At 67.7% G+C, this 20,708-nt stretch carries 15 protein-coding genes; 10 read left to right on the top strand and 5 right to left on the bottom strand.

Annotated features, from left to right (window positions below; all coding sequences use genetic code 11):
• Positions 1-174: 174 nt before the first annotated feature.
• Entirely contained in the window at positions 175-1,767 is a 1,593-nt protein-coding gene (locus AC3A4T_RS16410) for an OpgD/OpgG family glucan biosynthesis protein (protein WP_487676342.1), read from the top strand.
• Positions 1,768-2,162: 395 nt separating this feature from the next.
• On the opposite strand, the gene mnmG is transcribed toward AC3A4T_RS16410, so the two are convergent.
• From mnmG to AC3A4T_RS16395, 3 genes are all read right to left on the bottom strand, one after another.
• On the bottom strand, positions 2,163-4,052 hold the full coding sequence (gene mnmG / locus AC3A4T_RS16405) for a tRNA uridine-5-carboxymethylaminomethyl(34) synthesis enzyme MnmG (protein ID WP_487676341.1): 1,890 nt from the start codon (positions 4,050-4,052) through the stop codon (positions 2,163-2,165).
• A 740-nt stretch (positions 4,053-4,792) separates the two neighbouring features.
• A complete protein-coding gene (locus AC3A4T_RS16400; RefSeq protein ID WP_487676340.1) occupies positions 4,793-5,329 on the bottom strand; it encodes a hypothetical protein in 537 nt (178 codons plus the stop codon).
• Between the two features lie 83 nt (positions 5,330-5,412).
• Positions 5,413-5,538: a hypothetical protein gene (locus tag AC3A4T_RS16395; RefSeq protein ID WP_487676339.1), complete on the bottom strand. Its 126-nt coding sequence runs from the start codon at positions 5,536-5,538 to the stop codon at positions 5,413-5,415.
• A gap of 514 nt (positions 5,539-6,052) precedes the next feature.
• On the opposite strand from AC3A4T_RS16395, the gene AC3A4T_RS16390 reads away from it, so the two are divergent.
• The 9 genes from AC3A4T_RS16390 to AC3A4T_RS16350 all read left to right on the top strand — a co-directional run bounded on the left by AC3A4T_RS16390 (position 6,053) and on the right by AC3A4T_RS16350 (position 15,596).
• A complete protein-coding gene (locus AC3A4T_RS16390) occupies positions 6,053-6,727 on the top strand; it encodes an ABC transporter ATP-binding protein (RefSeq protein ID WP_056109404.1) in 675 nt (224 codons plus the stop codon).
• Positions 6,711-7,727, top strand: a complete 1,017-nt coding sequence (locus tag AC3A4T_RS16385) for an HlyD family secretion protein (protein WP_487676338.1) — start codon at positions 6,711-6,713, stop codon at positions 7,725-7,727. The genes AC3A4T_RS16390 and AC3A4T_RS16385 overlap by 17 nt, the downstream gene beginning before the upstream one ends.
• Complete coding sequence (locus tag AC3A4T_RS16380) at positions 7,724-8,719, top strand: HlyD family secretion protein (protein WP_487676337.1); 996 nt, start codon at positions 7,724-7,726, stop codon at positions 8,717-8,719. Before AC3A4T_RS16385 ends, AC3A4T_RS16380 begins: the two co-directional genes overlap by 4 nt.
• A 17-nt stretch (positions 8,720-8,736) precedes the next feature.
• On the top strand, positions 8,737-10,053 hold the full coding sequence (locus AC3A4T_RS16375; RefSeq protein WP_487676336.1) for an efflux RND transporter periplasmic adaptor subunit: 1,317 nt from the start codon (positions 8,737-8,739) through the stop codon (positions 10,051-10,053).
• Positions 10,050-11,300: an ABC transporter permease gene (locus tag AC3A4T_RS16370; RefSeq protein ID WP_487676335.1), complete on the top strand. Its 1,251-nt coding sequence runs from the start codon at positions 10,050-10,052 to the stop codon at positions 11,298-11,300. The genes AC3A4T_RS16375 and AC3A4T_RS16370 overlap by 4 nt, the downstream gene beginning before the upstream one ends.
• A 511-nt stretch (positions 11,301-11,811) precedes the next feature.
• On the top strand, positions 11,812-12,840 hold the full coding sequence (locus AC3A4T_RS16365; protein WP_487676334.1) for a pyridoxal-phosphate dependent enzyme: 1,029 nt from the start codon (positions 11,812-11,814) through the stop codon (positions 12,838-12,840).
• 225 nt (positions 12,841-13,065) lie between these two features.
• On the top strand, positions 13,066-13,875 hold the full coding sequence (locus tag AC3A4T_RS16360; protein ID WP_487676333.1) for a V4R domain-containing protein: 810 nt from the start codon (positions 13,066-13,068) through the stop codon (positions 13,873-13,875).
• Positions 13,876-14,019: 144 nt separating this feature from the next.
• Positions 14,020-14,772: an MHYT domain-containing protein gene (locus tag AC3A4T_RS16355; protein WP_487676332.1), complete on the top strand. Its 753-nt coding sequence runs from the start codon at positions 14,020-14,022 to the stop codon at positions 14,770-14,772.
• A gap of 395 nt (positions 14,773-15,167) precedes the next feature.
• Positions 15,168-15,596: a ketosteroid isomerase-related protein gene (locus AC3A4T_RS16350; RefSeq protein WP_487676331.1), complete on the top strand. Its 429-nt coding sequence runs from the start codon at positions 15,168-15,170 to the stop codon at positions 15,594-15,596.
• A gap of 483 nt (positions 15,597-16,079) precedes the next feature.
• Here the strand turns inward: AC3A4T_RS16350 and AC3A4T_RS16345 are convergent, their stop codons facing one another.
• The gene (locus AC3A4T_RS16345) at positions 16,080-17,531 is read right to left on the bottom strand and encodes an efflux transporter outer membrane subunit (RefSeq protein WP_487676330.1); all 1,452 of its coding nucleotides are present in this window, start codon (positions 17,529-17,531) and stop codon (positions 16,080-16,082) included.
• Positions 17,524-20,694 (bottom strand): efflux RND transporter permease subunit, encoded by a 3,171-nt coding sequence (locus AC3A4T_RS16340; RefSeq protein WP_487676329.1) that lies wholly within the window; start codon positions 20,692-20,694, stop codon positions 17,524-17,526. The genes AC3A4T_RS16345 and AC3A4T_RS16340 overlap by 8 nt, the downstream gene beginning before the upstream one ends.
• Between the last annotated feature and the right edge of the window lie 14 nt (positions 20,695-20,708).

Raw genomic sequence — 20,708 nt, 5'->3', positions numbered from 1 at the left:
GTGGCTCGCAAGCGACGTTCGCTCACCCCGCCTGCGGGGAAGGTGCCCGAAGGGCGGATGAGGGCCACGCGCACGCAACCGCGACCCACGACCCACCTAGACAAACCCCTAACCAACCCCGCGCCGCGATTGGCTAGCATGCTCCACCCCCATCGCCACCCCGTCGCCTGCCCCATGATCCGACGCGAGTTCCTCAAATCCGCGGCCGCCGCCCTGGCCTCGTTCGGCCTGCCCCTGCCCGCGCTGGCCCTGACCGGCCCCGCCGCGACCAAGCTCGGACCGGCCCAACCCTTCGACTTCGCCACGCTCAAGGGCCAGGCCCGCGCGCTCGCCCAGCGCGCCTACGCGCCGCGCAGCACCACCTTGCCGGCGCCGGTCGCGGCGATGGACTGGGACCAATACCAGTCGATCCGCTTCAACCGCGACCACGCCCTGTGGGGCGGTGGCGACGGCAAGTTCCTGGCCCAGTTCTTCCACCTGGGCCTGTTCTTCAAATCGCCGGTGCGCATGTACGAAGTCGACGCCGGCCAGGCGCGCGAAATCGCCTACGACCCGAGCATGTTCGACCGCAAGCGCAGCGGCCTGGACGGCAAGCCGCTGCCGGCCGACCTGGGCTTCGCCGGTTTCCGCCTCAACACCCGCCAGGACCCCGAGCGCGATTTCGCCGCGTTTCTGGGCGCCAGCTATTTCCGCGCGGTCGGGGTCGAGGGCCAGTACGGCCAGTCCGCGCGCGGCCTGGCGATCGACACCGGCAGCGGCCACGCCGAGGAATTCCCGGACTTCGTCGCCTATTGGCTGGAACGCCCGTCGGCGCAATCCAACACCGTGGTCGTGTACGGCCTGCTCGACTCGCCCAGCATCGCCGGCGCCTACCGCTTCGCGATCACCCCGGGCGAAGTGCTGCTGATGGACATCGACTGCGCCTTGTACCCGCGCAAGACCATCGAACGCCTCGGCCTGGGCCCGTGCACCAGCATGTACCAGACCGGCGAGAACGACCGCCGCATGGACTGGGACTGGCGCCCGGAGATCCACGACACCGACGGCCTGGCGATATGGAGCGGCAGCGGCGAATGGATCTGGCGCCCGCTGTGCAATCCCGAGCACCTGCGCTTCAACATGTTCAGCGACGAAAATCCGCGCGGCTTCGGCCTGTTGCAGCGCGACCGCAACTTCGATCATTACCAGGACGACGGCGTGTTCTACGAAAAGCGTCCGTGCCTGTGGGTCGAACCCAAGCAAGGTTGGGGCGCGGGCTCGGTGCAGTTGGTCGAGATTCCGACCCTGGACGAAACCTTCGACAACATCGTCGCGTTCTGGAACCCGCGCGATAAACCGCAGGCCGGGCAGGAACTGCTGTACGGCTATCGCCTGTACTGGGGCGCGCAGCCGCCGGCGGTGCCGAAGCTCGCGCATTGCGTCGCGACGCGTACCGGCCTGGGCGGGCGCATCGGCTTCAAGCGCGAGTATTTCTCCTGGCGCTTCGCGGTGGATTTCGCCGGCGGCCCGCTGGCCGAACTCGCCAAGCGCGACGCCAAAGTCGAACCGGTGCTGCAGATAGGCGGCGGCGCCAAACTGGAAACCGTATCGTGCCGGCCGCTGCACGAGATCGGCGGCTACCGGGTGATGTTCGACGCGGTGCCGCCGGGCGATTCGACCGAACAGATCGATCTGCGGCTGTTCCTCAAGGACGCCAGCGGCGCGCTCAGCGAAACCTGGCTGTACCAGTGGTCGCCGCCGGCGAAGGGCGATCGAAGGGTGTATTGAGTTCCTTAAAGCACAGGCCGGTTTCACGGGCGCCCCCTGTAGGAGCGGCGTGAGCCGCGACCGCGCCATCGCAACTGCGCCGCAAGTTTCGTCGTAACGGTGATGCCGCGGTCGCGGCTCACGCCGCTCCTACAGTCGCAATCGCAACACCGACTCGTCCTTGCGCTCCTCGCTCACGCCATCAACAAATGCTCCGCGCGCAACGCACAAGCAGCAACGAGATCGTCACCGGGGCATTCCCGGACGACCTTAGGCCGCCCCTGTAGGAGCGGCGTGAGCCGCGACCACGCCATCGCAACTGCGCCGCAAGTTTCGTCGTAACGGTGATGCCGCGGTCGCGGCTCACGCCGCTCCTACAGTCGCAATCGCGACAACGACTCGTCTCGCGCGCCCGCTCACGCCACCCGCGAACGCCGCGCCCGCGTGAGGTGCACCAGCAGCAGCGAAATCGCCGCCGGGGTCATGCCCGGAATACGCTGCGCCTGGCCCACGGTCTGCGGGCGCACACGCTCGAGCTTCTGCTGCACTTCCAGCGACAGGCCGCGCACGGCGGCGTAATCGAAATCCTCGGCGATCGCGGTGCTCTCGTTGCGCTGCTGTCGCTCGATCTCTTCGCGTTGGCGGTCGAGATACCCGGCGTACTTGACCCCGATCTCGACCTGCTCAGCCACCTCGGCCGCGTCCACCGCCGGGCCCAGGCTCGGCACCTGCATCAACTTGGCGTAATCCAGTTCGGGGCGCTTGAGCAGATCGCGCGCGCTGCATTCGCGGCTGACCTCGATACCCAGGGTCTGCGCGATCTCGCGGCCCAACGCGTTGTTCGGCGCGGCCCACACGCCGGCCAGGCGCGCGCTTTCGCGCTCGATCGCCTCACGCTTGCGCTCGAACGCCGACCAACGCGCTTCATCGACCAGACCGAGTTCGTGCCCGGTCGGCGTCAGGCGCAGATCGGCGTTGTCTTCGCGCAACTGCAGCCGGTACTCGGCGCGCGAGGTGAACATGCGGTACGGCTCGAGCGTACCGTGGGTGATCAGGTCGTCGACCAACACGCCCAGATAAGCCTCGTCGCGGCGCGGGCTCCAGCCCTCATGGCCGCGCACGAACCGCGCCGCGTTGACGCCGGCCAGCAGACCCTGCGCGGCGGCTTCCTCGTAACCGGTGGTGCCGTTGATCTGGCCGGCGAAGAACAGGCCGGCGACGGCCTTGGTCTCGAGCGTGCTCTTGAGCCCGCGCGGGTCGAAGAAGTCGTACTCGATCGCGTAGCCGGCGCGGGTGATGTGCGCGTTCTCGAAGCCGCGGATACTGCGCACCAGATCGAGCTGCACGTCGAACGGCAGCGAGGTCGAGATCCCGTTCGGGTAGATCTCGGCCACGTCCAGGCCCTCGGGCTCGACGAAGATCTGGTGGCTGGCCTTCTCGGCGAAGCGCACCACCTTGTCCTCGATCGAGGGGCAGTAGCGCGGGCCGATGCCTTCGATCTGGCCGGTGTACAGCGGCGAGCGATCCAGCGCGCCGCGGATGATCTCGTGGGTGCGCTCGGAAGTGTGGGTGATCCAGCACGAGACCTGACGCGGATGGTCGGCCTGGGTGCCCAGGAAGGACATGACCGGACGCGGATCATCGCCGGGCTGCTCCTCCATCACCGAGTAATCCAGGCTGCGCCCGTCGATGCGCGGCGGGGTGCCGGTCTTGAGCCGGTCGACCACGAACGGGCCTTCGCGCAGGCGCGCGGCCAGCGCGGTCGCGGGCGGATCGCCGGCGCGGCCGGCGGCGTAGGTGGTCTGGCCGACGTGGACCTTGCCGGCCAGGAAGGTGCCGGCGGTCAGCACCACGGCCGGCGCGTGGAAACGCAGGCCGGTCTGGGTCAGCACGCCGCCGACCCGGCCGGCGTCGAACACGATGTCGTCGACCGCGGCCTGGAACAGGGTCAGGCCCGGCTGGGCTTCGACCGCGCGGCGGATGAAGCTTCGGTACAAACCACGATCGGCCTGGCAGCGGGTCGCCCGCACCGCCGGGCCCTTGCTGGCGTTGAGCCGGCGCCACTGGATGCCGGCCGCATCGGCCGCGCGCGCCATGATCCCACCGAGCGCGTCGATCTCCTTGACCAGATGACCCTTGCCGATGCCGCCGATGGCCGGGTTGCAGCTCATGGCGCCGACGGTCTCGACCGAATGGGTCAGCAGCAAGGTACGCGCGCCCGCCCGCGCCGACGCCAACGCGGCCTCGGTGCCGGCGTGGCCGCCGCCGATCACGATGACGTCGTAGCGATAGAAGGAGTCGTTCATGAGGCCGGAATTCGGGAGTGGGGATTCGGGATTCGCAAAGGCGAAAGCGGCGCCGAGCCGTTGTTGCCAGGGTGTTGCTGGAGGGCGGATTGTCTCACGCGCTTACCGAATCCCGAATCCCCACTCCCGAATCCCGGCCCTGGTTGGCACGGATCATGCGTAGCTACTCATGCACCTTGCGGGGCAGGCGCTAGACGCCGGCTGGAATTGGAACAGGGGCTGGCCAAGCGCTCGCGGGGGAAGCCGGGGGGCCGAATGTCGGGGGACATTCGGCCCCTTTTTATTGCCTGGCGTTTGCGCGGGCCGTGCGGCCATCAGGCCCTGCACGCCGTGGGCATCCGAGCTGGCGCGGCCGCTCGGGCAAATCACCAAGTCATTGACCAGAAACGAAAAAACGCGCGTCGATGCGCGCGTTTTTTCGCCGTGCCTCGTCGCCGAGGGAATGGGCGCCGACGCCTGACAAGGACGGAACAGGGGGGATCCGTGATTCCTCGCCAGGCGCCGACATAGAAGCCTGTGCTTACCGAAAACGTCCAAATGCGACGCAAGCGGTCAGTAGCGGTAGATTGCTGTCACTTCGGCGTGAACGCAAGTGCGCACCGTTCCACTTTCAGTACAGCTGACGACCGGTCGGATGACCGGCTAGAAACGGTTCAGGCTAGAGCCGGTTCAGGCTAGAACGGGTTCAGGCCGACGCCGCCCGACCGGGAGCGGCGTCCGGCCAAGCGCCCGGCGACGGTTCAGCGCTCGACGTCCTTCCACGCCCGGCCGCCGTCGCGACGGACCGAAGGAGCGGCCGGCATGCGCGGCTGCATCTGCGGCTGCGAGAAGCTGCGCGGCTGCGGCGCCGAGTGGGCACGCGGTTGCTGTTGAACCTGATTGTTCGGCGCCCAGGCGCCGCCGCCGACCGGACGCGTATCGCGCCACGGCACCCCGCCATCCTGACGCGGCGGGTTCGGCGGCCGCGACGGGTTGTGCGGACGGCCCGGGCGGTGCGGGTAATACGGGCGCGGGTAGTAGCCATACGGATAACCGCCGTAATAGCCGCCGCCGTAATAACCCGGATAGCCGTAGCCGCGGTAGCGATAGGCCTCGCCGTACGGATAGCCGTAACCGGGGCCGTAATAGCCGCCGTAACCGCCGTAGTAGTTGTAGTCGACGCTGGGGCGGCCGTAGTAATACGAGCCGCCGCCACCGCCGCCACGCAGCGAATAGTCGGATACGCAACCCGCCAACAGGCTGGCCGCGACCAGTGGAATCATCAATTTGCGGATCATGGGCAGACCCCCCGAGTAGGGATTCAGCTTCTGCCCAATGCGTTGAACTCGGGCTTAACTCAACCGGTCGGAGCCTATACGGTTCAGGACTTGGCGCTGTTCGCCGCCTGCACGTGGGGCGCCTGGCTCAGCTCTTCCGGGGCCAGGCGCGGCGGCAGGCAACCGGTGAGCAGGACGATCAGCAGACATACCGAGAGTTTGCGGAGCATGAAGTGTTCCCCTGTGGTGGCGTCGATACGACCGCGCCTGGTGGTGTGCGGCCGCGAATGCGGCGGCCGCGAGCGTGTCGGGTCCGGCCATCGAGCGACGGTTCGACCGTGGAACATCCTATGCGCGAAACCCGACAGGCAGCCATCCGTATGGCTACATGCACCATAAATAGATATTTGGCGCTGAAATCTTCCATGACCCTGCGCATAAGCTAGCGGTCGCGCAAATCGCAATAGCGGTACGGGCTCACAAAACGCCTTGTGCATGACATCCCTCGCAGGGACGGCGGCGCGCTGGCCGCGCCGGCCGCGGGGTAAGCTAGCCCACGATCGGCGGTACCCGGCCATGGAACGGTCCGCGCTCGGCACGACCCATGCACCGGCTCGCCTCACCGGCCCGCGGCGGGGCCGCGCCGGGAACCTTGGCGTCAGCGCCGGGTCGATTGCATGAGGTACGCAGCGGCCCGCACGCGCCGCTCCGCCGGATATCCCCTATCACCTGTGGCTGTTGTCGATGATCGAACTGGATGCGGTCCATCGTCGCTATGAGATGAATGGACAGGCGGTGAATGCCTTGGCCGGGGTGGACCTGAAGATCGCCAGCGGCGAATTCGTCGCCATCACCGGTGCCTCGGGCTCGGGCAAATCCAGTCTGCTCAACATCCTCGGCTGCCTGGACCGGCCCACCCGCGGGCGTTATCTGATCGAAGGCCGCGACGTCGCGGCGATGGACGACGAGGCCGCCAGCGACATCCGCAACCGCCGCATCGGCTTCGTGTTCCAGAGCTTCCATCTGCTGCCGCGGCTGAGCCTGCTGGAAAACGTGCTGCTGCCGCTGCGCTTCCACCGCGAACCGCCGCCGGGCACCCACGATCGCGCGCTGGCGCTGCTGCAACGGGTCGGCCTGGGCGAACGCAGCAGCCACCGGCCCAGCGAGTTGTCGGGCGGCCAGCAGCAGCGCGCGGCGATCGCGCGCGCCCTGCTGTTGCAGCCGGCGTTGTTGCTGGCCGACGAACCCACCGGCAACCTGGATTCGAAAAGCGCCGGCGACGTGCTCGACCTGATCCAGGAAGTGCATGCCGGCGGCCAGACCGTGGTGCTGGTGACCCACGACCGCGACCTCGCCGCGCGCGCGCCGCGCGAGGTGCGCCTGCACGACGGCAAGGTCGATCATGATTCGGCGGCCTGAGGTGTTCGCGGTGCGGCTCGCGGTATGCATGCTGGCGATGGCGGCGCTGCCGGCCGCGGCCGTGGTGCTGACCGGCGAAGTACGCTCGGTCGGCGGTCAGACCATCTATACGCCGCAGTCCAACAGCGCGCCGGTCGCGATCCGCTATTTCGTGCCCGAAGGCCAGCCGGTGAAGGCTGGCGAGGTGGTGCTGCGGATCGATCCGGGCCAGGCCGGCACCCAGATACCCGACCTCGAAGCCAAGATCGAGCAGGCCCGCGCCAAGGCCGCCAAGGAACTGGCCGAACTGGAGGTCAAGCAGGTCGACGCCGAGGTCGCGCTCGCCGAGGCCGACGCGGCCCTGGCCACGGCCAAGATCGAAGCGACGATTCCGCGCGCGCTGATCTCGGCGCTCGACTACGACCGCCACCAGGGCGAACTCGACAAGACCACTCGCGAAAGCAAGCTCAAGCGCGAACAGCTCGAGGCCGCGCGCGCCGCGGTCGCCCGGCGCAAGCGCGACGGCGAACTGGAAGTCGGCAAGCTGGAAGTGCAACGCGATTACTACCGCGCGCTGCTGCGCCAGTCCGAGGTGCGCGCGCAACAGGACGGCATCGTCGTGCACGGCTTCAACAACAACTGGATCGGCGGCCGCATCGACGAAGGCAGTTCGACCATGCCCGGCAGCCAGGCCGGCGCGGTGGTGGTCGAGGGCGGCCGCATGGAAGTACGCGCCTGGGCGCTGGAACCCGACCGGCGCGGCCTGCGCGTGGGCCAGAACGTGCAACTGAGTTTCGATGCCTTGCCGCAGCAGCGCGTGCAAGGCCGCATCCGCAACATCGCCGGCGCGCCCGACCGCAAATCCGAATGGGGCGAAGGCCGTTACTTCACCGTCGACATCGATCTGCCGGCCGCGCACGGGCTGCGCCTGTTGCCGGGCATGAGCGTGCGGGTAACGGCGGCCACGCCACCCGCGGCGGCCGCGCCGATCGCGCCGGCACGCAACGGAGCGCAGCGATGAGTCGTGCTTATGCAAGCCGCGCGTGGTGGTTACTCGCATTGCTCGCCGCCGCGCCGGCGCTCGCAGCCGCGCCGTTGCGGGTCGACGGCGAGGTGTATGCACGGCGCAGTTCGCCGCTGATGCCCCCGAGCGTCGAGCGCATGTGGCAGTTCAACATCACCGAACTGGCCACCGACGGCACTCCGGTCAAGAAAGGTCAGCCGGTGATCCGCTTCGACAGCAACGACGTGATCAAGCAGCTCACCGAAAAACGCAGCCAGCTCAAGGAAAAACAGAGCGAGCTCGGCAAGCTCGACCTGGAACTGGCCGAGCGCGAACGCAGCGAACGCCTGGCCACCGCCGAGGCCCAGGCCGAGTTGGAAAAAGCCCAGCGCAAGACCCAGCAGCCGGCCGAGCTGATCGCCGGCATCGAGTACCGCAAGCTGCTGGTCAAGCGCACCCAGATGGAACGCAAGATGGTGCTGGCGCGCAAACGCGAAGTGTTGTCGGCCGAGCAGCGGCGGCAGGAACGGCGCCTGCTCAGTTCCGAACTCGGCCAGTTGCAGGCCGATGTGGATCGTCTGCAGCGTTCGCTCGCGGCCTTGAACGTGATCGCGCCGCGCGATGGCCTGATGATGCATCGAAGCAATTTCGAAGGCGAAAAATACGATGTCGGCTCGCAGGTGTGGGTCGGCCAGACGGTCGCCGAGATTCCCGACATGAGCACGCTCGCGGTGCGCGCCGAATTGGCCGAGCGCGATCTGCAGCGGGTCGCGGTCGGGGTGCCGGTGCGGATCGTGGTCGAAGGCGGCGCCGGCAGCGTGCTGAGCGGCAAGATCGCTTCGATCGGCCGCGCGATCCGCAGCAAATCGCAGGTGCAGCCGGTACCGGTGCTGGACCTGGACGTGCAGCTCGACGACCCGCGCGCGCCGCTGCGGCCGGGGCAGGCGGTGCGGGTCGAAATCCAGCCGCCGAGCACGAGCGGCGCGGCCGCACGGAAGGCGACGCGATGAGACCGACGCGGTTCGCAGTGGCTTATCGAAATACTCTGCGTTACGGCGTAGCGCTGTGCCTGCCGGCGATGCTGATCGCCTGCGGCGGTGAAGTCGCGCCGGCGGCGACCGAAACCGTTGCCAGCGCACCGCTGAATCTGAGCGTGCGCGGCGAAGGCGAACTCAAGTCGGCCAAGTCGACCCCGCTCAACGTGCCCGGCCGCAATTGGGCCGCGCGCCAGGTCGAATGGATGCTGCCCGAGGGCAGCGCGGTCAAGAAGGGCGATCTGATCGCGCGCTTCTCGGCCGAACAGGGCAAGCAGGAACTCGCCCAGACCTTGATCGACCTGCAGCGCAACGAGCTGGCGCGCGCGGCCAAACAGGGCGAACTGGAAACCGCGCAGAGCAAGGTAGCGGTCGACTTGGCCCAGGTCGCGGTGCAGTTGGGCATCGCCGAGCGCTACGCCACCGCCGACCTGAGCACGATGGCGCGTAACGAAGTGCTCGACGCGGTCGAGGACAAGCGCTTCCTCAGCGAGAAACGCGACACCCTGCAATGGCAGCGCGGCCAAGCCGGAGTGCGCGGCCAAGCCGAACTCGGCGTGCTCGACGCGCAGCGCGCGACCTTCGACATCGCGGCCAAGGCGCGCCAGTCCGATCTGGACGCGCTGGAACTGCGCGCGCCCAACGACGGCGTGCTGATGCTGTCGAGCAACTGGTCCGGCGACAAACCCAACGTCGGCGCGACCCTGCGCGCCGGCTTCGACTACGGCAGCCTGCCCGACGCGTCGGCGATGGAACTGGAACTGAGCCTGCCGCAGATCGAAGCGCAGGGCATCCAGGTCGGCAACGCGGTGGAAATGTTCCCGGTCGGCCGGCCCGAGCAGAAGATCATCAGCAAGCTGTCGTGGGTGGCCAGCGCGGCCAAGGTGCGCAGCCAGGAAAGCCCGGTGAAGTATCTGACGATGAAGGCGCGCATTCCGGCCGAGGCGATCGCGCGCTACAGGCTGGTGCCGGGCCAGCGCCTGCAGGCGCGGGTGATTCTGTTCGATGCGCCGGCGCTTAGCGTGGCCAACGTGGCGATCGACAGCGACGACGGCAAGGACTACGTGCGGGTGCGCAACGGCGGCGATTTCCTGCGTCGCCCGGTCAAGTTGGGCGTGCGCGGGCCGGCGCGCTCGCAAGTGCTGTCGGGCCTGAGCGCGGGCGATGAAGTGCTGTTGGCCGAGCCCGGCGTGGTCGCCGCGATCACCGCGCCGGACGAACCGGGCGAAGACGCGAGTGTGGGCAAAGCGGCGACGCCCGACGACGCCAAGCCCGCTCCCGCCCAAGCCAGCCCGGCGGTGCGCCGATGAATCGCGCGCTGCACTGGTTGCCGACGATCTGGCGCGAAGCGATCGAGGAATTGTGGCGGCGTCGACTGCGCACCTTGCTGACCTTGCTCGGCCTGATCTTCGGCGTCGGCGCGATCGTCGCGATGCAGGCGGTCGGCGAAGGCAGCCGGCGCGAGGCGTTGCATCTGGTCGAAAGCCTGGGCTTGAACAACCTGATCGCCGAGGCCAAGCCGCAGGACGAAAACACCTTGCGCGAAACCCGCGCGCGCAGCCTCGGCCTGAGTCTGGCCGACGCCGACGCCGCGCTGGCGGTAGTGCCCGGCGCGGAACGCTACGCCGCCGAAAAACCTATCCGCACCCATTCGGTGTTCAGCGACAACGGCCGCAGCGACGCCCAGGCCAGCGGCGTGAGCCCGGACTATTTCGCGCTGTCGTCGCTGCGCATCGCCAAGGGCCGCGGCCTGACCGATGCCGACGATCGCGCTCTGGCCGCGGTCGCGGTGCTCGGGCATCAGGCCGCGGCCGATCTGTTTCCCGGCGTCGATCCGGTCGGCCGCTATCTGAAGGTCAATCACGTGTGGCTGGAGGTGATCGGCGTGCTCGCCGATCGCGACCTGAGCAAGGATCAGTTCGAAGGCGTGCAGCTCGGGCTGGAAAGTAATCGCGTCTATCTGCCACTGGCGAGCGCGCGGGCGCGCTTCAAGTTCCAGCCGCAGGAGGACGAGATCGATCGCTTCCTGCTGCGATTGCGCGACCCCTCGCAACTGGCGACCGGCGCGCGGGTGCTGTCGACCGTGCTCAACCAACGCCATGCGGGCATGGCCGACTTCCGCCTGGTGGTGCCGCAGCAGTTGTTCCAGCAGCACCAGAAGACTCAACGCATCTTCCGCGTGGTGATGGGCGCGATCGCGGGTGTGAGCCTGCTGGTCGGCGGCATCGGCATCATGAACATCATGCTGGCCAACGTGCTCGAACGACGCCGCGAGATCGGCCTGTTGCGCGCGCTCGGCGCACGGCGCCGCGACGTGATCGCGCAGTTCCTGCGCGAGGCGACGGTGATCTGCGTGTCCGGCGCGGCGCTCGGCCTGGTGTTCGGCATCGTGCTGGCTTATCTGATCGCGACCTTCGCCGGCTGGCAGGTCGCCTGGGCGCCGATTCCGGTGTTGTTGTCGGCGCTGTTCTGCGCCGCGGTCGGTTTGGCCTTCGGGGTGTATCCGGCGCGGCAGGCGGCGCGGCTGGATCCGATCGCGGCGTTGCGGCATGACTGAGTTGGTTGCGGCCTGACTGAGTCGATTGCGGCATGACGGGTTTGGTTGCCGCGACTACGTCGATAGCGGCGCGACTGCGTCGATAGCGACACGAACAAGCCCGTTGCGCCGGGACTGAATCGTCCGACCGCACCGAAGCGGCTGCCGCCGCAAACCGTTGCGCTTCTTTCCGGATGGGTTCCCCCTTTGCAAAAGGGGGGCCAGGGGGGATTCGCTTTTGCTCTTGACGCCGAGCGAAAGCAAAAGCGAATCCCCCGCGCTGTAGCTTTTCCCGTCCTGTCGTTACGCCGGGCGCTTGCCCCCTTTTACAAAGTGGGCACCGGTTTGCTCGCTTCGTTTGATGCACTTGGACGTTGACAGTGGACTTCGTTTGCAACGAGTACGGAGAGAAAAAAGAGTATCGAGCAGTGAGAAACGAGTGAGGACCGCCGTTACTCGTTTCTCACTGCTCCGTACTCGTTTCTGGCTCCAAGCCCCGCACCCCCGCCCGCCGCTGCGCTACCCTTGCCCCATGAACAATCTCTCCGCTCCTCAAGGCGTCGAGCCCGCCTCCACCGCCCCGCACACGACCTCGTCCGATCCGGTCGCGCCGAGCTACTCCCACATCCTCGCCGCGGCCGCGCGCATCGCGCCGCTCGCGCATGCCACGCCGGTGCTGCGCTCGCGCGCGATCGACGAACTCGCCGGCTGCGAGCTGCACTTCAAATGCGAGAACCTGCAACGCGGCGGCGCGTTCAAGTTCCGCGGCGCCAGCAACGCGGTGTTCTCGCTCAGCGACGAGGAGGTCGCGCGCGGCATCGTCACCCAAAGCTCGGGCAACCACGGCGGTGCGATCGCGCTGGCCGCGCGCTTGCGTGGCGCCACCGCGACCGTGGTCGCGCCGCACAACACGCCGCAGGTCAAGCTCGCCGCGATCCGCGCCTACGGCGCGCGCATCGTCCCTTGCGAACCCGACCAGGCCTCGCGCGATGCGACCACCGCGCAGGTGCTGGCGCAGACCGGCGGCGTGCTGGTGCATCCGTTCAACGATCCACGCGTGATCGCCGGCCAGGGCACCGCGACCCTGGAACTGCTCGCCAGCGTGCCGAACCTGGACGCGGTGATCGCGCCGGTCAGCGGCGGCGGACTGCTGTCCGGCACGGCGATCGCCGCCCACGGCCACAACCCGGCGATCGAGGTCTACGGCGCCGAACCCGAGGGCGCGCGCGACGCCCACGATTCGCTGCGCGAAGGCCACCGCATCACCGGCCGCAAGCCCGACACCATCTGCGACGGGCTGCGCGCCGAACTGGGCACGCTCACCTTTCCTATCCTTCGCTCACACCTGCGCGACATCCTGTTGGTCGACGATCCGCAGGTGATCGCGGCGATGCGCCTGATCTGGGAGCGCATGAAGCTGGTGGTCGAACCGTCGGGCGCGGTGCCGCTCGCGGTCGTGCTCGCCAATCGCGAACGATTCGCAAACCGACGCGTCGGTCTGATCGTGTCCGGCGGCAACGTCGATCTGGATCTGATCGCGCAATGGTTCGCGCGCGCATGAGGTGACCGGTCGGCGAGCTGCTTTGCGTTTGTTATGCGACTCGTTTTCGAAGCTGCGCTTTTAGTCGCATAAGCCGCGTAAAACCCGGCATTTTCTGTGATCTTCGTTTGTGTTTTTTGTGAACACAGCTGGCACGCTGCGCCATCGCGCGCCAGTCCCTAGCCATGCGCGCGGCTCGTTGTAAGAGTCGGGACCGGACCAGCGCACAGGCCAGGGAGTTGCAACATGGTGGATGTCGAATTTCGCGTGGTGTCCGATCGTCGCGATGGCTTGCTGCTCGCGCTCGGGCAAGTGGTGATCGCCAACGGTTTCACCCTGTTGCGTCAGCGCATGCTCAACAGCGAGGAAGGCGTGGTGCTGGTGATGGTCGTGCGCGGCCCGGCCGAAGCCTTGTTGATGCTCGAAGAGCGTCTGGGCACCCACCATCTGGTGCAGAGTTTCGAGGCCTCGCCGTACGAAGCGGCGCCCGCCGCCGCGCCGACCCCGGCGCCGGCCGCGCGCAACGGCGCATCCACCCATGCGCCGGCCGCGCCGAACACGAGCACCGCGCCACCGGCCTCGTATGCCCCGCCCGCCGCCACCGCCGCGCCGATCGATACCCAGCGGGTGGAAACCCTGCTGCCGCAACTGGCGCGCAACTACCCCAACATCCTGCTGCAGCTGGTCGCGCTGGAGCGCGAGCTGCCGCCGACCCAGCGCGAGGCGACCTTGCGCTACATCGGCCAGCGCGTCGGCGCCTGGGTCTACAAGCGCGACTTCGCTCTGGGCGGACAACTGCCGCTGGCCGACTCGGTGCGCCGAATCGCGCTGCCGGCGATGCGTCAGCTGGTCCAGGCCGAACTGCACGAGGACGTGCTCAAGGTCCGCAACAGCCCCTTTTGCCATCGCGGCGAAACCGGCGAGTGCTGCCACTTCCTGCGCGGCATGCTCGGCGGTCTGCTCGAGGGCCAGCACGGCGCCGACGGCGTGCGCGTGGTCGAAAGCCAGTGCCGCAACACCGGCGCGGAAAGCTGCCGGTTCGAATTCGAAGCCTGACCGGTCCGACCCCGGTCGTCCACGGCAGGGAACGCCGTGGCGCAAGGCACGCCGGGGATGCGCCGACGTGCGATGTCGACGCGGCGCGGGACGACGCCGTTGCGACCCATTGCCACTTCAACCCATCCACCCAGGGGGTTCGCCATGCCGCACGATCCAGCCATTCAATGCATCCATGACCCGTTGCTGGTCATCCTGTCCTACGTCGTCTCGGTGCTGGGCTCGTTCACCGCCCTGCAGCTGGCGATCGCGATTCCGAACGCGACCAGCGCGGCGCAGCGCTGGCGCGCGGTCGCCGCGGCCGGCATCGCGATGGGCGGCGGCGCGATCTGGGCGATGCATTTCATCGCCATGCTCGCCTGCCAGATGAACGTGGAAGTGACCTACGACCTGCCGATCACGCTGGGCTCGGCGGTGGTCGCGGTGGTGTCGTGCATGGCCGGTCTGGCCATCGCCGGCACCGGCTTGTTCAACTGGGGCAAGCTGATCATCGCCGGCGTGCTGATGGGCCTGGGCGTGACCGGCATGCACTACGCCGGCATGGCGGCGATGCTGATGCCGGCCGACACGGTCTACAACAGCACCCTGGTGATGGCCTCGGCCGGGATCGCGATCGTCGCTTCGATCGTGGCGCTGTGGCTGGCGTTCAACCTGCGCGGCTGGGGCCAGATGCTCGGCAGCGCGCTGGTCATGGGCGTGGCGGTGTGCGGCATGCATTACACCGGCATGCTCGCGGCGAGTTTCGTGCCGAACGAAGCGCGCGCCTCGCTGGTCGCCGGCGGCGTCAGCGGCGGTTACCTGGGCGTGGGCATCTTCGTGGTCACCACCGCGCTGCTGGCGGCGGTGCTGACGATCAGCTTGCTGCGCCAGCGGCAGCGGTCGATGGTGCGGATCTGAGACCGCCGCCGGGCGCTTGCCGGTGAGGCGGCGGGCGTGGCGCGATAGGTTTGCCTGATGGGGAAAAGGCCCGCTTGGTGCGGGCCTTTTCTTTGTAGGTCACTTGAGACGCCTCTTCCAGAACGTCATTCCCGCGAAGGCGGGAATCCAGAGACTTCAAACGTTCTCGCACGAAAGGCACTGGATGTTCGGCTTCGCCGAAGTAAAGCGGAGCCCGCCTTCGCGGGAATGACGGTTTGGGGATACGCCGGGAGTGGACGCGCCCGGCTTCGGCCGTATTACGTCACGCGCGCATCAATTCAATCCGACGCAGGCACCGACACCGACGACATTCTCGCCGCCACCCGAATGCGCCATCATGTCCCCGCCCCGCCCCATCCCGCAGGACCCCGCCCATGAAGATCGACGGCACCCGCAGCCATGACCGCGCCACCGAACTGGTGCTGTCCTACTACGCCGCATTCAACCGCGCCGACTGGGCCGGCATGCTCGCCACGCTCGGCCCGCAGGTCGTCCACGATCTCAACCAGGGCGCGCGCGAAACCGGCGTGGAGGCGTTCGCGGCGTTTCTGCAACGCATGGCGCGGCATTACCGCGAACAGCTGCGCGACATCGTGGTGATGGTGTCGCCCGACGGGACGCGCGCGGCGGCGGAGTATGTGGTGCATGGCGAGTACCTGGTCACTGACGCCGGCCTGCCGGAAGCGCGCGGGCAGCGCTATGAATTGCCGGGTGGGGCGTTCTTCGAGATCCGCGACGGCAAGATCCAGCGGGTGAGCAATTACTACAACCTCGAGCATTGGGTGGCTCAGGTCGGCGTTTGAGCGGAAGGCGAGGGAACCAGCGCCAGACGTGGGGATTGGCCGTTCGCCTGTAACAGCGAACAGCGCCCATGCCGCAAGAAAACCGACGGGCCGGCCGTTCCGCCTGCCGCCGGATGCGCGCTACCAGGTCGCGCATCCGACGGTCCGCAGGCAGCGGAACCCAGTACCACGCCGCGATGGCTTCGCGACCGGTCCGTCGGGTGGGTGTGAAGCCGCGGGACAGCGCGGTGCGATGCGGACATCCAAGTCGCCGAGGGCGACCGCGCATCGCCAACCTTCCGCACCGCGTCGCGCACTTCGATTGCAATCAAAAGGACCGACGACGGTCACGGCGAAAGAGAGGGGGAGCGAGCGTCGCCGTGCCCGTGGGTCGTCGGTCAATAAGAGGCCGGGATTCGGGAGTTGGGATTCGGGATTGGTCAGAGCAAAGTGATGCGACGCAATCGCTTTGTCGAATCCCGAATCCCGAATCTCTAATCCCGGCTAGTTGCGCGCCACCCCCTCCCGCACCGGTTCGCGGTCCGGCCAGCCGCCGGCCATCGCCTTGTACAGCGCGATCGCGCCGGTGACGCTGCGGGTGCGGCCGTCGGCGAAGGCGTCCTGCGCCTGCAACTGGGTGCGTTCGGCGTCGAGCACTTCGAACAGGTCGGCGGCGCCGGCCTCGTAGCGCACGCGCGCGAGTTTCGCGGCCTTCAGGCTGTCCTGCGAGGCGCGTTCCAGGTGCTGGTCCTCGACCCGCGCGCGGGCATAGCGCACCAGCGCGTTCTCGGTGTCTTCCAGCGCCAGCAACACGCTTTGCTGATAGCGCGCCAGTTCGCCTTCGGCGCTCGCATCGGCCGCTTTGATGCGCGAACGCACCCGGCCGATGTCGAGGAACGACCAGTCGATGCCGAGCGCGACCAGACGGGTTTCGCTGGCGCGTTCGAACAAGGCGCTGGTGTCGATCGCCTGCGAACCGATCAGGCCGCTCAGGGTGAAGCGCGGGAACAGATCGGCGGTGGCCACGCCGATGCGCGCGGTGGCCGCGTGCAGGCGGTGCTCGGCCGCGGCGACATCGGGACGACGGCGCAGCAGTTCGCCCGGGGTGGCGGCGTCGAGGCGTTGCGGCAGCGACGGCAATGCCACCGCCTGATCGAGTTCGGCGATCAGCGCGTCGGGCGTCTGCCCGGTCAGCACCGCGAGGCGATGCTCGGTGACCGCGACCTGCGCTTCCAGATTCGGTACGCGCGCCAAGGTCGCTTCGAGTTGCGCACGCGCACGCGAAGTGTCGAACTCGGTGCCGCGGCCGGCGTCGAAGCGCGCCTGCACCAGACGCAGGGTCTCGGTCTGGTTCTCGGCGTTCTCGCGCGCGACCCGCAGGCGTTCCTGCAGGCCGCGCAGCTCGACATAGCTGCGCGCCACTTCGCCGACGATCGATACCTGCATCGCCTGCAGGTCGGCCGCGCTGGCCCAGGTTTCGGCGCGCTCGGACTCGACGTTGCGGCGCACGCGGCCGAACAGGTCGAGTTCCCAGCTCACGTTGGCCTGCGCGCTGTAGCTTTCGTTGTCGCGGCCGTTGTTGGACACGCCCGGCATCTGATCGGAGCTCGAACGCGATTCGCTGCCGCTCGCGCTGCCGGTGATGGTCGGGAAACGGTCGAACTTGGCGCCGCGCAACAGCGCATTGGCGCGGTCGTAGTTGGCCAGGGCGATGCGCAGGTCGTGGTTGGCGGTCAGCGATTCCTCGACCAGCCGGGTCAGCAGCGGGTCGTTGAACCCGCGCCAGAACTCGGCGCCGGGTTCGGGCGCCGCGGTGCCGTCGGTGCCGGCCTGCGCGTCGGCGCGGGCGAACGCGTCCGGCGTGGCCAGGGTCGGCCGGACATAGTCCGGACCGACGGCGCAGGCGGCCAGTGCGAGGGTCAGCACGGCGATCGCGGGGAGTTTGAAATTACGCATGGACTTTCTCCGAAGCGTTGTGGTGGTCGCCGTGCGAGACCAGCTTGGTGCCGACCATCTTGCGCAGGGCGACGTAGAACACCGGGGTCAGGAACAGACCGAACAGGGTCACGCCCAACATGCCGGCGAACACGGTGATGCCGGTGACCGAGCGGACTTCCGCGCCGGCGCCGTGCGACAGCACCAGCGGCACGGTGCCCGCGATGAAGGCGATCGAGGTCATCACGATCGGACGCAGACGCAGGCGGCACGACTCCAGCGCGGCTTCGACGATGCCCTTGCCCTGCAGTTCCAGTTCGCGGGCGAACTCGACGATCAGGATGGCGTTCTTACACGCCAGGCCCATCAACACCACCAGGCCGACCTGCACGAACACGTTGTTGTCGCCACCGGTCAGCTTGACGCCGATCAGCGCCGACAGCATGCACATCGGCACGATCAGGATCACCGCCAGCGGCAGGGTCCAGCTTTCGTACAGCGCCGCCAGCACCAGGAACGCGAGCAGGATGGCGAGCGGGAACACGATCAATGCGGCATTGCCCTGGCTGGCCTGCTGATAGCTCAGGTCGGTCCATTCGATTTCCATGCCGTGCGGCAGCACCTTGGCGGCCACCTCCTTCACGACATCCATGGCCTGGGCCGAGGACATCACGCGCGGATCGACGTCGCCGGCGATGTCGGCGGCCGGGTAGCCGTTGTAGCGCAGCACCGGGTCAGGGCCGAAGGTCTGCTTGATGCTGACCATCGAACCGATCGGCACCATCTCGCCGCGGTCGTTGCGGGTACGCAGGTTGGCGATGTCTTCGACGTTGTCGCGGAACGAACCGTCGGCCTGGGCGATCACCTGCCAGGTACGGCCGAACTGGTTGAAGTCGTTGACGTAGGCCGAACCCAGGTAGGTCTGCAGGGTGTCGAACAACTCGGTCAGCGGCACGCCCTGCGCCTTGGCCTTGACCCGGTCGACTTCGGCGTCGAGCTGCGGGACGTTGGCCTGGTAGGTGCTGTTGGCGTAGCCCATGCCCGGGGTCTGCATGATCGTGCCCTGGAACGAGCTGACCGCGGTCTGCAGCGCGCCGTAACCCAGGTTGCTGCGGTCCTCGATGAACATCTGATAGCCCGCGCCGTTGCCCAGGCCGAGGATCGGCGGCGGCATCAGCGCGAAGGTGAAGCCTTCCTGGAAGCCGGCGATCTTCTGGTTGATCTCCGAGGTGATTTCCACCGCGCTTCGGCTGCGCTCGGAGAACGGCTTGAGCGGCAGGAACGCCACGCCGGTGTTGGGCGTGTTGGTGAACTGCACCGCGTTCAAGCCCGGGAAGGCGATCGAGTGCTGCACGCCCTCGGTCTTCATCGCGACGTCGGTGACCTTGCGCAGCAGTTCATCGGTGCGCGAGATCGACGAGCCTTCCGGCAGTTTCACCGCGGCGATCAGGTACAGCTTGTCCTGCAGCGGGATGAAGCCGGCCGGCACGATCTTGAACATGAAGCCGGTGGCGACCAGCAGCACCGCGTACACCACGAACACCGCGCCGCGCTTGCCGAGGATGCCCGAGACCGAGCGCTGGTACTTCTCCGAGCTGGAAGCGAAGAAACGGTTGAACGGACGGAACAGCCAGCCGAACAGACGGTCGATCAGACGCGTCGGCGCATCCTTCGGCGCACCGTGCGGCTTGAGCAGGCGCGCGGCCAGGGCCGGCGACAGAGTCAGCGAGTTGATCGCCGAGATCACCGTGGAGATGGCGATCGTCACCGCGAACTGCTTGTAGAACTGGCCGGTCACGCCCGACAGGAACGCCATCGGCACGAACACTGCGCACAGCACCAGCGCGATCGCGACGATCGGACCGGACACTTCCTTCATCGCCTGGTGCGCCGCTTCCAGCGGGGTCAGGCCTTCCTCGATGTTGCGTTCGACGTTTTCCACCACCACGATCGCGTCGTCGACCACGATGCCGATCGCCAGCACCAGGCCGAACAGGCTCAGGGTGTTGATCGAGAAGCCCAGCAGGTACAACGCGGCGAAGGTACCGACGATCGAGACCGGGACCGCGATCAACGGAATGATCGACGCGCGCCAGGTCTGCAGGAACAAGATCACCACCAGCACCACCAGCAAGATCGCCTCGAGCAGGGTCGAGACCACCGCCTTGATCGAGTCGCGCACGAAGATGGTCGTGTCGTACACCGCTTCGTACTTGATGCCTTCCGGGAAGCTCTTGGCGATGCGATCCATGTTCGCGATCACCTGCTCCTGGATGTCCAGCGCGTTCGCGCCCGGGGCCTGGAAGATACCGATGCCGACCGCGTTCTTGCCGTCGAGCTGCGAACGCAGGCTGTAGTCGCCGGCGCCCAGTTCCAGGCGGGCGACGTCGGACAGGCGCACGATCTCGCCGCCTTCGCCGCTCTTGAGCACGATGTCGCCGAACTCCTTCTCGCTGCGCAGGCGGCCCTGGGCGTTGATCAGGGTCAGGAAGTCGCTCTTTTCGATCGGCTCGGCGCCGAGCTGGCCGGCGGAGACCTGCACGTTCTGCTCGCGCATCGCGCGGACCACGTCGCCGGCGGTCAGGCCGCGCGAGGCGACCTTGTCCGGATCGAGCCAGGCGCGCATCGCGTAGTCGCCGCCGCCGAAGATCTGCGCGTCGCCGACGCCCGACAGGCGCGCCAGCGAATCCTTGACGTGCAGACGGGCGTAGTTGCGCAGATACAGCGTGTCGTACTTGCCGTTGGGCGAGGTCAGATGCACCACCATCAAGAACACGGGCGATTGCTTCTGGGTGGTCACGCCTTGCCGTCGCACGTCCTCGGGCAGTCGCGCCAGCGCCTGGCTGACCCGGTTCTGCACGCGCACGGCGGCATCGTCGGCGTTGGTGCCCGGACGGAAGGTCACGGTGGTGACCAGCACGCCGTCGGAACCGGCGACCGACTTGATGTACATCATGTCTTCGACGCCGTTGATCGCTTCTTCAAGCGGCGTGGCGACGGTCTCGGCGATGACCTTGGGGTTGGCGCCCGGGTACACCGTGCGCACGACCACCGAGGGCGGTACCACTTCGGGATATTCGCTGATCGGCAGGATCGGTATCGCGATCAGGCCGGCGGCGAAGATCACGATCGACAGCACCGCCGCGAAGATCGGTCGATCGATGAAAAATTTGGAAAAGTCCATGACGGATTCCTTGG

Source organism: Lysobacter sp. Soil_N_51, from assembly GCF_057655755.1.
Note: the sequence above shows the minus strand (reverse complement) of the source record. Positions and strands in the feature narration are given on the sequence as shown.